11 protein-coding genes are annotated in these 12,322 nt (G+C 64.3%); 2 read left to right on the top strand and 9 right to left on the bottom strand.

Translation table 11 applies throughout. From position 1 onward, the window contains the following. Positions 1–163: 163 nt before the first annotated feature. The 6 genes from betI to THL1_RS01760 all read right to left on the bottom strand — a co-directional run bounded on the left by betI (position 164) and on the right by THL1_RS01760 (position 6,474). Entirely contained in the window at positions 164–757 is a 594-nt protein-coding gene (betI, locus tag THL1_RS01735) for a transcriptional regulator BetI (protein ID WP_069081667.1), read from the bottom strand. Positions 758–1,025: 268 nt separating this feature from the next. Further along, complete coding sequence (locus tag THL1_RS01740; RefSeq protein WP_069081668.1) at positions 1,026–1,883, bottom strand: glycine betaine ABC transporter substrate-binding protein; 858 nt, start codon at positions 1,881–1,883, stop codon at positions 1,026–1,028. Between the two features lie 155 nt (positions 1,884–2,038). Beyond that, a complete protein-coding gene (locus THL1_RS01745) occupies positions 2,039–2,983 on the bottom strand; it encodes a choline ABC transporter substrate-binding protein (RefSeq protein ID WP_069081669.1) in 945 nt (314 codons plus the stop codon). A gap of 34 nt (positions 2,984–3,017) precedes the next feature. Beyond that, positions 3,018–3,905, bottom strand: coding sequence for an ABC transporter permease (locus THL1_RS01750; RefSeq protein WP_069081670.1), 888 nt, complete (start codon positions 3,903–3,905; stop codon positions 3,018–3,020). 2 nt (positions 3,906–3,907) lie between these two features. After that, positions 3,908–5,104, bottom strand: coding sequence for a quaternary amine ABC transporter ATP-binding protein (locus THL1_RS01755; protein WP_069081671.1), 1,197 nt, complete (start codon positions 5,102–5,104; stop codon positions 3,908–3,910). A gap of 416 nt (positions 5,105–5,520) precedes the next feature. Further along, positions 5,521–6,474, bottom strand: a complete 954-nt coding sequence (locus tag THL1_RS01760; protein WP_069081672.1) for a choline ABC transporter substrate-binding protein — start codon at positions 6,472–6,474, stop codon at positions 5,521–5,523. Positions 6,475–6,881: 407 nt separating this feature from the next. Here THL1_RS01760 and THL1_RS01765 point away from each other — a divergent pair, with 407 nt between their 5' ends. Continuing rightward, the gene (locus THL1_RS01765) at positions 6,882–8,258 is read left to right on the top strand and encodes an L-serine ammonia-lyase (RefSeq protein WP_069081673.1); all 1,377 of its coding nucleotides are present in this window, start codon (positions 6,882–6,884) and stop codon (positions 8,256–8,258) included. 399 nt (positions 8,259–8,657) lie between these two features. Continuing rightward, a complete protein-coding gene (locus THL1_RS01770; protein ID WP_069081674.1) occupies positions 8,658–9,761 on the top strand; it encodes a GlxA family transcriptional regulator in 1,104 nt (367 codons plus the stop codon). Between the two features lie 167 nt (positions 9,762–9,928). Here THL1_RS01770 and THL1_RS01775 read toward each other — a convergent pair whose 3' ends face one another. Genes THL1_RS01775 through THL1_RS01785 form a run of 3 tightly spaced genes read right to left on the bottom strand, consistent with a single transcriptional unit; the run spans position 9,929 to position 12,208 of the window. Continuing rightward, positions 9,929–10,174 carry a hypothetical protein gene (locus THL1_RS01775; protein WP_028630518.1) on the bottom strand — a complete coding sequence of 82 codons (246 nt, stop codon included), beginning with the start codon at positions 10,172–10,174 and terminating at the stop codon, positions 9,929–9,931. Between the two features lie 32 nt (positions 10,175–10,206). After that, entirely contained in the window at positions 10,207–10,986 is a 780-nt protein-coding gene (locus THL1_RS01780) for an electron transfer flavoprotein subunit beta (protein ID WP_069081675.1), read from the bottom strand. Beyond that, positions 10,976–12,208 (bottom strand): electron transfer flavoprotein subunit alpha/FixB family protein, encoded by a 1,233-nt coding sequence (locus tag THL1_RS01785; protein ID WP_069081676.1) that lies wholly within the window; start codon positions 12,206–12,208, stop codon positions 10,976–10,978. Before THL1_RS01785 ends, THL1_RS01780 begins: the two co-directional genes overlap by 11 nt. Positions 12,209–12,322 lie beyond the last annotated feature (114 nt).

Here is a 12,322-nt window from a genome sequence, read left to right on the forward strand (position 1 = left end):
GCCCGGTCCATTGGACCGGGCTTTTTCGTCTGTGGGTGGGTTGTTTCCTTGTAGGGGCGAATTCATTCGCCAAGGGCGGCGAAGCTGCCCCTGACGGCCTCCAAGGGCAGCCCTGCGGGCTGCTTGGCGAATGAATTCGCCCCTACAACAAAGCCATCAGCCATCAGCCATCAGCCTTGGCCAGTTGCTGGTCGAGGTAGTCGTAGGCGATGTGCAGCGCGTGCTCGATGTTGAAGGCATCGCCCGACAGGGCGCCGCGCAGCCACAGACCGTCGATCAATGCGGCGAGGCCGCGGGCGGCGGAGCGGGCCTGGTCGCGCGGCAACGTGCGGCGCAGTTCGCAGCAGAGGTTGGAGTAGAGCCGGTGGTCGTTGATCCGCTGCAGGCGGCGCAGGGAGGGCTGGTGCATGCTGGCGGCCCAGAAGGCCAGCCAGGTCTTCATGGCCGGTCCGCTGACCTGGCTGTCGTCGAAGTTGCCAGCGACGATGGCCCGCAAGTGCGCGCGCGGGGTGTCTTCGCGCAGGGCGGCACGGCGTTGGCGCACAGCGCTGCTGAGGGCGGCCATCAGGTGGCGCATGGTGGCTTCCAGCAGGCCGTTCTTGTCCCGGAAGTAATGGCTGATGATGCCGTTGGACACGCCGGCGATGCGGGCGATGTAGGCAATGCTGGCATCGCCGAGGCCGACCTGGTCGACGGCTTCGAGGGTGGCCTGGATCAACTGCGAGCGACGGATCGGCTGCATTCCGACCTTGGGCATCGGGCACTTCCACCATTTTGTGTGGGAATTGGGAGCGCGCAGTCTAGGGGGAATTTGATTGATCGATCAATCGAGGGGGTTGATCGGCGAAAGCCTTGTAGGGGCGAATTCATTCGCCAAGGGCGGCGCAGCTGCCCGCTTCGGGGGCGCAGGGCAGGCCTGCGGCCTGTTTGGCGATTGAAATCGCCCCTACAGAGAATCTGCCCCACAAAAAACAAACCCCCACGGGCCGGAAAGCCGGTGGGGGTTTGGGTGACGCGCGAACGGCTTACTTCAGCCATTCCTCCACGCGCTGCGGGTTCTTGGCGATCCAGTCCTTGGCTGCCGCTTCCGGCTTGGCGCCTTCGCGGATGGCCAGCATCACAGCGCCCACTTCCTCGCCGCTCCAGGAGAAGTTCTTCAGGAACGCGGTGGCGTCAGCAGCCTTGGCTTCCAGGCCAGGGTTGACCACGGTGTCGACGTGCTCGTCATCGCCATAGACCTTTTTCGGGTCTTCCAGGAAGCGCAGCTTCCACTTGGCGAACATCCAGTGCGGAATCCAGCCGGTTACCACGATAGGCTTCTGGGCTTTCTCGGCGCGGGTCAGGGCGGTGGCCATGGCCGGGCCGGAGCTGGGCATCAGCTTGATGTCGAGGTTGTATTGCTTGATCGCGTCTTCGGTGCGGCGCATCACGCCAGCGCCAGCGTCGATGCCGGTGATCTTGCCGTCGAAGTCCTTGCTGTACTTGCTCAGGTCTTCGATGGATTTGGCCTGAACGTAGTCCGGCACGATCAGGCCGATCTTGGCGCCCTTGTAGTTGGAGCCCAGCACCACGACCTTGTCCTTCAGCTTGGCGTAGTACTCGCCGTGGGTGGCTGGCAGCCAGGCCGAGAGGGTGGCATCCAGGTCGCCACGGGCCACGCCCTGCCACATGATGGCCGGCTCAACGGGTTTCAGCTCGACGCCGTAACCGAGTTTTTCCTTGAGGATTTCGCCCGCGACGTGGGTGGCGGCGACACTGTCGTCCCAGCCGTTCACGTAGCCGATCTTCAGGGTCGGTTTGTCAGCGGCGTTGGCCATGCCCATGCCGAGGGCAAGGGTGGCGACGCCGAGCGTCTTGAAACAAAGGGATTTCAACTTGCGCATACGTATTGCTCCATCAGGTGGGATTGGCAGCCAACTACGTGGTCGATGGCCCGTTCTGAGGCGGGTTTCGCGACGGTGCCCCTCGCAGCCCATTGACCGGGCCGCGATTGGCGAATTGCAAGGAAACGGGCTCCGTGCAGAGCCCGGGGCGGGTGTTACAGGCCGAGGTGTTTCTTCACGGCGGCGGCGCCGTCCTGGCCGTCATAGGTGGTAACGCCGGCGAGCCACTTGTCCAGCACGGCCGGGTTGGACTTGAGCCAGCCGGTGGCGACTTTGACCGGGTCTTCCTTCTGCAGGATCTTGTCCATCAGCTGGCTTTCCATCTCGACGTTGAACTGCAGGTTGTTCAGCAGTTTGCCGACGTTGGCGCAGCGCTGTTCGTAGTCCGGCGGAACCACGGTGTAGACCTTGGCGGCGCCGTAGTCCGGGCCGAACACATCGTCACCACCCGCCAGGTAAGTGATGTCGAACTGGGTGTTCATCGGGTGCGGGGCCCAGCCCAGGAACACCACCGGCTCCTTCTTCTTCACCGCGCGCTGCACCTGGACCAGCATGCCGGCCTCGGAGGACTCGACCATGCGGAACTTGCCCAGGTCGAACTGGTTGCCCTTGATCATCTTGTCGATCAGCAGGTTGCCGTCGTTACCCGGCTCGATGCCGTAGATCTTGCCATCCAGCTGGTCCTTGAACTTGGCGATGTCCTGGAAGCTCTTCAGGCCGGCTTCAGCCGCGTAGGTCGGAACGGCCAGGGTGTACTTGGCGCCTTCCAGATTCGGCGTCGGCAGAACCTTCACGCCGTTGTCCTTGGTGAAGGGCTCGATCACCGCGTCCATGGACGGAGCCCAGTAGCCGAGGAAGACGTCGATCTGCTTGTTCTTCACACCGGTGAAGGCGATGGGTACCGAAGCCATGATCTTGCGCGGGGTGTAGCCCAGACCTTCGGTCAGCACCATGGCGACGCCCGTGGTGGCGGAGATGTCGGCCCAGCCGATTTCGGCAAAGCGGACCTGCTTGCAGCTCTGCGGTTCCTGCGCCCAGGCACCCTGGGTCAGCGCGCAGGCCAGCAGGCCCAGTGCAGCGATTTTCTTCATTCTTTTCATTAGCGACTCCCTGACATTGAAAGGTGAAGCGTTCTTATTGCGCTTGCTGCCGCTGCAGTTTTGCACCGAGTCGGCCGAAGATACGACCACGGGGCGAGGTCTGGCGCGTCCCGAAGCTCTCGGTGATGCGGTCGAGGATGATTGCCAGCAGTACCACCGCCATGCCGCTTTCAAAGCCAAGGCCGATGTCCAGGCGCTGGATACTGGCGAGCACGTCGTTGCCCAGCCCGCCTGCGCCCACCATCGACGCGATGATCACCATGGACAGCGCCATCATGATGGTCTGGTTAACCCCGGCCATGATGGACGGCATGGCATTCGGCAGCTGCACTTTGTATAGCAGTTGCCAGCTGTTGCAGCCGAAGGATTGGCCGGCTTCGACGATCTCCTTGTTCACCTGGCGGATGCCAAGAGCGGTCAGGCGCACGGCTGGCGGCATGGCGAAGATCACCGTGGCGATGATGCCGGGCACGCGACCGAGGCCGAAGAGCATGGCCGCCGGGATCAGGTAGACGAACGCCGGCATGGTCTGCATGAAGTCCAGGATTGGACGGATCACGACGGCCACGCGCTCGCTCTTGGCCGCCCAGATCCCCAGCGGGATACCAAGCAACAGGCTGATCAGGGTGGACGAGAAGGTCAGGCCGAGGGTGACCACGGTCTGCTCCCAGAAGCCGGTCATCACGATCAGGATCAGCGAGGCGGCGGTGAAAGCGGCGAACTTGGCGCCAATGCGCCAGAAGCCGAGGCCGACGAAGATCGCGATCAGCACCCAGGCCGGCGGCCACATCAGGAAGCGTTCGATCAGCTCGGAGAAGCCGCTGACCACATTACCGACGCTTTCGAAGGCGCCGCTGTAGTTTTCCAGCAGGTGCTGGACGACATCGTTGACCCAGCTACCCAGGTCCAGTTTCTCGCTCATCGTCATTCTCCCCGCAGGCGGCTCAGCAGGCGGCCTTTGCTGATCGCTCCGCTGTAGCGGCCACTCTGGTCGACCACCGGGATCGGCCCTTCATTGATCACCAGGCGCTGGATGACGCTGTCCAGAGGCAGGTCTTCCGGTACCGGGTCGATGTGCTTGAGCAGGTCCTGCTCCAGGTCCAGGGTGCGACCGCCTTCAACCAGCAGGGCGATCTTTTCCAGGCTGATGGAGCCGCGGAAGTTGTTCTTCTCGTCGACGATGAACGCGTAGTGCTTGTCCATGGACTGCAGCTTCTGGCACACGGTTTGTGCGTCGGGCGCCTTGCCGTTGTGCACGAACAGCGGAACGCTGTCGGACTTGAGCTGGCCGGCGGTGAGGTAGCGGCTGGTATCGACCGTGTTGAAGAAGTTGCGCACGTAGTCGTTGGCCGGGTTTTCGATGATCTCCTGGGGCGTGCCCACCTGGATCAGCTTGCCGCCTTCCATGATGCCGATGCGCGAACCGATGCGCATGGCTTCCTCGATGTCGTGGGAAACGAAGATGATGGTGCGGCTGTGCTTCTTCTGCAGGTCCAGCAAGACGTCCTGCATTTCGCGACGCTTGAGCGGGTCAAGCGCGGAGAAGGCCTCGTCCATGATGATCATCGACGGGTCCACCGCCAGCGCACGGGCCAGGCCGACGCGCTGCTGCATGCCACCCGATAGCTCATGGGGGAACTTGTGGGCGAAGCTGGCCAGGCCAACCTGTTCCAGCACTTCCATGGCCCGCTTCTCGCGTTCCTTCTTGCTCTTGCCGGCCACTTCCAGGCCGAAGGCAGCGTTGTCCAGCACGCTGCGCGAGGGCATCAGGGCGAACGACTGGAACACCATGCTCATGTCGCGGCGGCGCAGGTCGATCAATTGCGACTTGGGCAGCTTGGCAACGTTCTGGCCGTCGATGAAGACATCGCCGGCGGTGGGTTCGATCAGGCGGTTGATCAGACGGATCAGCGTAGACTTGCCCGAACCCGACAGGCCCATCAGCACGAAGATTTCACCTTCGTTGACGCTGAAGGACACGTCGCTGACGCCAATCACGGCACCGCGTTCGGCCAGGATCTTCTCCTTGCTCCAACCCTGCTTCAGTAAATCGATTGCTTCTTGTGGCTGTTGCCCGAAAACCTTGTAAAGGTTTTGAACCACGATCTTTCCAGACTGCATGGGATATTTCCCCTTCAGTAGACATCCAGGTCAGTTACATGGAGCCAGAGCCAGCGCTCGATGACGCTCAGCCTGGTGATGCCGACTGCCTTGCCTGTGTGGATAACATTGTTTCGAGAACCTGACGATCCTCTGGCAGTGTTACAAAACCCATTCCCTGGGCGGGTTCAGCACCTCGACCAGAGGTGCGCGTACTTCCGAAATTTCTTATTAGGCCGGCCTCAACTCGGTGGGGGGCGGCCGCTTGTGTTCTTCGGTCCGGAGCGGAGTGCTCACGGTCTGCCTGTTCACGGGAACCGACAGCGACGAAATCGGGTGTCTCAACGATAAAGCCTTGAGGCCTTGGCAATTGTCGGTTTGCGACGTTCATATGTTGGGCGGCGACATGGCCCATGGATATCGCAAAATGTGCCGCGTCACGGCGCTTTGGCCTGGGCGAGTGTCGCGGGGAGCGGGCCTCCGTCGCGCGAGGTGACGCCCTGCAGCCAGGCGCTCAGCGTGTCGGGGTTGGCCTTCAACCAGGCTTTGGCTTCGCGCCGGCGATTGGTGCTCTCATTGAGTATGGCCTCCATCAGGTGGTTCTCCATGGCCAGGCTGAATTTGAGGTTCTTCAGCAGCTGCCCGAGGTTCGGACACTCCTGGGTGAGGCCCTTGCGCACGTTCGTGTAGACCGTGGCGCCCCCGTAGTCAGGGCCGAACCAGTCATCGCCACCGGCCAGGTAATGCATCTTCAGCTGGTTGTTCATGGGGTGAGGTTCCCAGCCGAGGAACACCGCCCACTGCTCGAGGTGCTCGGCACGCTTGACCTGCGACAGCATGCCGTTTTCGCTGGACTCGACCAGTTTGAAATCGCCGAGGTTGAAGGCGTTCCCCGTGATCATCTTCTGGATCAGCTTGTTGCCGTCGTTGCCCGGCTCGATGCCGTAGATCTTCCCGCCCAACTGCTGCTTGAACTTCGCCAGATCGGCGAAGCTCTTCACGCCGCCATCCCAGGCCGCCTGGTTCACCGCCAGGGTGTACTTGGCGCCGGTGAGGTTGGCGCTGAGGGTTTCCACTGTGCCTTTCTCCCGATAGGGGCGAATGTCGTTTTCCATGCTCGGCATCCAGTTGCCGAGGAACACATCGATCTTGCCGTCGCCCAGCGCCTTGTAGGTGTCGGGCACGGACAGGCGCTTGACCTTGGTGATGTAGCCGAGCTCGCTCAGCACATGGCGCGTGACGGCGGTGGTGACGGTAATGTCGCTCCAACCGACGTCGGCGAAATGCACGGTGGAGCAGCGTTCGGGGTCGGCGGCCAGGACCGGTTGGGTGGCGCAAAGGGAGGCGGCCAGCAGAGACGCGGCCAGCAGGGGAGTGGTGGGTCGAGTCATGGGATGGGGTCCGTCCACAGCAGGATTTATTGTCGTTTCCGGACTCGCGTGGCTGTCGGACTGCTGCAGGCCCCCGCCCCCGGGCGCCGGAATGATGCGGGCCAGACGCATCGCCTGACTACCGACCCGGTCGCACTCAGAACTTATCTGTCGCGGGTAATGCAAGGCAACAGATGGATTGCCTGTGGGAGCGATTTCATTCGCGATTTCAGGCCGCTGGCCTGCCGCTTGTCAGCCCATGGGGCCGCTGCGCGCCCCTTTCGCGAATGAATTCGTTCCCACAAGGAACAGGCCGTTACGCGCATCGACCACGGCGTATTTGGATACGAGCAAGTCGGTGTGGGAAGTCTCCGCTTCGGTGAAATGCCGATCATGTCGCCAAGTGTCATCCTTACCGGAGTTGCCCCGTGGCTATCAGTGTGTTCGACCTGTTCAAGATCGGTATCGGCCCCTCCAGCTCGCACACCGTGGGCCCGATGCGGGCGGCGGCGCTGTTCGCCACGGCGTTGCGCGAGCGCGGCCTGCTGGAGCAGGTGACGCGGGTCGAGGTGCGCCTGTATGGCTCGCTGTCGGCCACCGGCGTCGGCCACGGCACCGACCGCGCGACCCTGGTGGGGCTGATGGGCGAATGGCCAGACCAGGTCGACCCGAAACAGATCGCCCCGCGCATCGAGGCGCTGCAGGCAGCCCGCGAACTGCGGCTGGACGGCACGCACCCGGTGCCGTTCGACTGGCAACGCGACCTGCTGCTGCTCGACGAGAACCTGCCGTACCACCCCAACGCCATGACCCTGATCGTCGAAGGTGAGGCGGGTGAACTGCACCGCGACACCTACTACTCCATCGGCGGCGGCTTCGTGGTCGACGAGGCCCAGGCCAAGTCCGGCCAGCTGGACCAGGACGCCACCGCACTGCCCTACGATTTTTCCAGTGCCGAAGAGCTGCTGGAACTCTGCCAGCGCCACAACCTGCGCATCGCCGAACTGATGCTGGCCAACGAGAAGGCCTGGCGCAGCGAGGCGGAGATCCGCGCCGGGCTGCTGAAGCTCTGGGACGCCATGCAGGAATGCGTGACCAACGGCCTCGGCCACGAAGGCATCCTCCCCGGTGGGCTGAATGTGCGCCGGCGTGCCGCCAAGCTGCACCGCAGCCTGCAGGAGCTGGGCAAACCCAACGTGATCGGCTCGACCATGAGCGCCATGGAATGGGTCAACCTCTACGCCCTGGCGGTGAACGAAGAGAATGCCGCCGGCGGGCGCATGGTCACCGCGCCCACCAATGGCGCGGCGGGGATCATCCCGGCGGTGTTGCACTACTACATGCGCTTCAACCCGGAGGCCAGCGAGGACGACGTGGTGAACTTCTTCCTCGGCGCGGCGGCGGTGGGCATCCTGTGCAAGAAGAACGCCTCGATCTCCGGCGCCGAAGTGGGCTGCCAGGGCGAAGTGGGTTCGGCCTGTGCGATGGCGGCAGCGGGACTGGCGGAAGTACTGGGGGCGACCCCGGCGCAGCTGGAGAACGCGGCGGAGATCGGCCTGGAACACAACCTGGGGCTGACCTGCGACCCGGTGGGCGGACTGGTGCAGGTGCCGTGCATCGAGCGCAACGCGATTGCCGCGGTGAAGGCGATCAATGCGGCGCAGATGGCGCTGCGCGGCGACGGCGAGCACTTCATCTCGCTGGACCAGGTGATCCGCACCATGCGCGACACCGGGGCGGACATGCACGACAAGTACAAGGAAACCTCGCGCGGTGGCCTGGCGGTTAGCGCCATCGAGTGCTGACCCGATATCGTCCAGCGCGTCCGCCGCTGCCCCGTCATGGTGCGCAAGGTGGTGGATAGGCGTATGACTTGCCAGTCATAGTCGGAGCCGTCCGTCTGTTACTGGCAAGTGTGTCCTACGGCGCGGGGTGACATCCGCTGACGCCACCAGTGCTACCTAAGTCCCCAGGCCCCAGCGCGCGCGGGACCTGCCGGTCGTAAACAGAATAATTCTGTCGTTCACGCCTAGGCCCGGTGGCACGGGCCTTGGATGAATTTCCTCATTTTTAATTGAACGATCAATCAACTTAGGCACGACCTTTGCGTAGATTTGGTATTCCCTGGTTTCGCCGTACCAGGCCATAACTAAAAAAGCCTCGAAACGGGGCTCCGCTCCATGCCTAGCCTGAGGATTTCACTGATGTCACAGTTCAACCAAGGGGCTCAACCCCAGAACCGTGTTCCCCAGTCCATCGGTTTCCTGCTGCTGGACAACTTCACCCTGATTTCCCTGGCGTCCGCGGTGGAACCGCTGCGCATGGCCAACCACCTCTCCGGCCGCGAGCTGTATCGCTGGTTCACCCTGAGCCAGGATGCTCGTCCGATCAGCGCCAGTGACGGCTTGCAGATCACCCCGGACAGCGGCCTGGACAACGGCCCGGCCCTGGACGCCGTGATCGTCTGCGGCGGCGTCGATATCCAGCACAGCGTCAGCCGTGAACACGTGCAGTGGCTGCAGTCCCAATCCCGCCAGGGCCGCCAGCTGGGCGCGGTTTGTACCGGCAGCTGGGCGCTGGCCAAGGCCGGCCTGCTCGATGGCTTCGAATGCAGCGTGCACTGGGAATGCCTGGCGGCCATGCAGGAAGCCTTCCCCCGCGCCGGCATCAGCACCCGCTTGTTCTCCATTGACCGTAACCGCTACACCTCTTCCGGCGGCACCGCGCCCATGGACATGATGCTGCACCTGATCGCCCGTGAGCACGGTCGCGAACTGGCGGCGGCGATCTCCGAGATGTTCATCTACGAACGTATCCGCAACGAGCAGGATCACCAGCGTGTACCGCTCAAGCACATGCTCGGCACCAACCAGCCGAAACTGCAGGAAATCGTTGCGCTGATGGAGGCCAACCTGGAAGAACCCATCGACCTCGACGAACTGGCCTGCTACGTCGACGTCTCGCGCCGCCAGCTGGAGCGCCTGTTCCAGAAATACCTGCACTGCTCTCCGTCGCGCTACTACCTGAAGCTGCGCCTGATCCGCGCGCGCCAGTTGCTGAAGCAGACCGCCATGTCGATCATCGAAGTGGCTTCGGTGTGCGGCTTCGTCTCCACCCCGCACTTTTCCAAGTGCTATCGCGAATATTTCGGCATTCCGCCGCGCGACGAACGCGCCGGCCAGAACGCCAACGTGGTCGCCCTGATGCCGGTGCCGGACGAGTTGGTGCGCAACGCACCTTCCACCGCGGGGGTTGCCCTGAGCCGTGCCCAGGGCGAGTCCACCTTCGCCAGCGTGCGAGTGGTCTGAAGTCTCGGGCCTGTGGGAGCGATTTCAATCGCGAATGAATTCGCTCCCACGAAGAGGCTTATGTAGGGTGCGCTGTGCGCACCAAGTATTCCCTGGTGCGCACAGCGCACCCTACGGGAATCAAAAAGGGCGCCATGGCGCCCTTTTTTGTATCCGGGTATCGCAGCTCAGCGCGGTACCAGGGCCGGCAGCAGAGTGCGGGAGATCGCCTCGCGCACATTCGGCAGCAAGGTCGCGCTGCCCCCCAACAACTCTTCCACCAGGCGCCGCAGGGCCAGTGCGCGTTCCGGGCTGAGGCCGCTCACGGCCTGCTCGCAGGCCTGCTCGGCAGTGACACCCGGCGGGATGCTGATACCCAGCGCCACCAGGCGCTCACGAAAATCTTCCTGGTCGATCAGATCGGCATGCATCATCGCGCTATTCCTCCGCATTGGGTGCTGCGCGGTCAGCGCAGCACACCCTCTTCCAGTAACAGTTTGAAGATAGCTTCGGCGCCCGCCTGCGGCGAGACATCCTTGAGTACCTGGCCGCCACCGCCGGATGCCTTGGCGGTCGCCGCCTTCATCCGCTCGGCTCCGGTCTTGGCCTTGATCACCTTGAGCCGCTTGGGCCGTGGGCGAGCCGGTTGCAACTGGGCCTCGGCAAACAATACATCCTCCACCAGCTCCACGTCTTCGGCATCGATACGGCCACGACGGGCCGGACCGAAGGCGCTCTGGCGCGCCGTGGGGGCCGCGTTGTCGACGCTGGCGACGAAGGGCAGGCGCACCTTCAGCCGGCGGCGCTGGCCACGGGGCAGGGCCTGGAGAATCTGGGCCACGCCGTTGTCGACCTTCTCCACCTCGGCCAGGCCCACCACCAGCGGCCAACCCAGGCGCTCGGCCAGCAGGTAGGGCAGCATGCCCGACCCTTCGCCGGTTTCCGCCTGACTGCCCGTGAGCACGAGCTGGGCACCGCTTTCGTGCAGGTAGTCACCGAGCGGGTGCAGCGCATCATCCTGCGGGCCCTGTTCGAGAACGACGAGCTCATCCAGCCCCATGCCCAGGTAAGCACGCAGCGCGTCTTCGTGGGGGTTGCCGGCATGCACCACGCGCAGGTGCGAACCCGCCAGGCGCAGGCCCAGCTCGACGGCGCGGGCGTCCTGGTCGGCACGGCGCGCGCGGCCCGAGGTCGGGTGCGCGCCGATGGAGACCAGGCTGACGATCTTCAGTGCGTCATGCGGCATCGCGTGCCCCTCCCTGACGGTATTCGGTGGCCAGCTGGATCAGCGCGTTAAGCACTGCGCCGGAGTCGCCGATGACCGAGAGATCGGCGCGTTTGATCATGTCGCAGCCCGGGTCCATGTTCACCGCCACCACCTTATCGCAGGCGCCTATGCCTTGCAGGTGCTGGATGGCGCCGGAGATGCCGACGGCCAGATAGACCCGTGCGGTGACCCAGGTACCGGTGGCGCCTACCTGGCGGTTACGCGGCATGAAGCCGTCGTCTACCGCGACGCGGGAGGCGCCTTCGGTGGCGCCGAGGGCCACGGCGGCGTCGTGGAACAGGGCCCAGTCCCTGACCCCGTTACCGCCGGAAAGGATGAACTCCGCTTCGGCCATCGGGATCTGCGCCGGGTCCACGGCCACCGGACCGAGGTCTTCGATACGCGGCAGGCTGTGGGCAATGTTCGCGGCCAACTCCAGCGGGCGGGCTTCGTGGCGGCTTTCGCTGACCGGCTCAGCGCATTCGGCAGCGGCAAGGATCAGGCGCGGTACTGCGCGCACCAAGTCCTCCCGGCCTGCGCCAGCGCGGCCGGTGGCGTGTTCGTTGGCGACCTGCCACACCCGTGTGGCCGGGCGCTCGCCCAGCTTCGCGGCCAGCCGTCGCCCCAGTTCACCGCCGCCGGTGCGGCTGTCGGGCAGCAGCCAGTGGCGCGGCGCCAGTTGGCTTTCCACGGCGCTAAGGGCTAGCACGCGGGCTTCCGGCGCGTAGCCGTCGAATGCATCGCCGGCGATACGCAGGACGCGGTCAACGCCGGCGGTGTCGAAGGCTGCCTCCTTGTCGTCGCCAAACAGCACGGCGACCACCGCACCGTCGCTGCCGGCCAGCTTGTTGGCCAGGCCGAGCAGGTCCTTGTCGTGGCTGGAGAGGCGGCCACCGACCATGTCCGGTACCACACAGATGTGGAAGGCCGGTTGCTCGACGACATGCAGCGGCAGTTGCACCGCTTCGGTGGCGGCGCTGCGCCTGCTGGCGGTGCCTTGCTGGGCGCCGCTGCGGTCGATGCGCTTGAGGCCATTGGGGCCAATGAAACCGGCCGCAGCGGCATGGGGGTTCTTGCGGATCAGGCCATTGGGGCCCATCCAGCTCGTCTGCCCCTGGGTCTGCATGGTGGCATGCAGGGGGTGCAGGCGGTTGCGGGCGATCCACTCGGCACGCGGGTCGCGGCGGATGATGTCGCTCATGCGATGGACTCCTGCTCAGGTACAGAAAGTCCCCTCTCCCCCAGGGGGGAGAGGGTTAGGGAGAGGGGGTAAAGGGCTGGCACGGAGCGGCTGGCAGCCCTCTCCCCCGGCCCC

Origin of the sequence: Pseudomonas sp. TCU-HL1, assembly GCF_001708505.1 — a bacterium.
GTDB lineage: Bacteria > Pseudomonadota > Gammaproteobacteria > Pseudomonadales > Pseudomonadaceae > Metapseudomonas.

Bases quoted from the DNA above. Each gene is read 5' to 3' on its own strand.
- THL1_RS01760 (WP_069081672.1), bottom strand. From the start codon at position 6,474: ATGACTCGACCCACCACTCCCCTGCTGGCCGCGTCTCTGCTGGCCGCC.
- THL1_RS01740 (WP_069081668.1), bottom strand. From the start codon at position 1,883: ATGCGCAAGTTGAAATCCCTTTGTTTCAAGACGCTCGGCGTCGCCACC.
- betI (WP_069081667.1), bottom strand. From the start codon at position 757: ATGCCCAAGGTCGGAATGCAGCCGATCCGTCGCTCGCAGTTGATCCAG.
- THL1_RS01780 (WP_069081675.1), bottom strand. From the start codon at position 10,986: ATGCCGCATGACGCACTGAAGATCGTCAGCCTGGTCTCCATCGGCGCG.
- THL1_RS01775 (WP_028630518.1), bottom strand. From the start codon at position 10,174: ATGATGCATGCCGATCTGATCGACCAGGAAGATTTTCGTGAGCGCCTG.
- THL1_RS01745 (WP_069081669.1), bottom strand. From the start codon at position 2,983: ATGAAAAGAATGAAGAAAATCGCTGCACTGGGCCTGCTGGCCTGCGCG.
- THL1_RS01770 (WP_069081674.1), top strand. From the start codon at position 8,658: ATGTCACAGTTCAACCAAGGGGCTCAACCCCAGAACCGTGTTCCCCAG.
- THL1_RS01755 (WP_069081671.1), bottom strand. From the start codon at position 5,104: ATGCAGTCTGGAAAGATCGTGGTTCAAAACCTTTACAAGGTTTTCGGG.
- THL1_RS01750 (WP_069081670.1), bottom strand. From the start codon at position 3,905: ATGAGCGAGAAACTGGACCTGGGTAGCTGGGTCAACGATGTCGTCCAG.
- THL1_RS01785 (WP_069081676.1), bottom strand. From the start codon at position 12,208: ATGAGCGACATCATCCGCCGCGACCCGCGTGCCGAGTGGATCGCCCGC.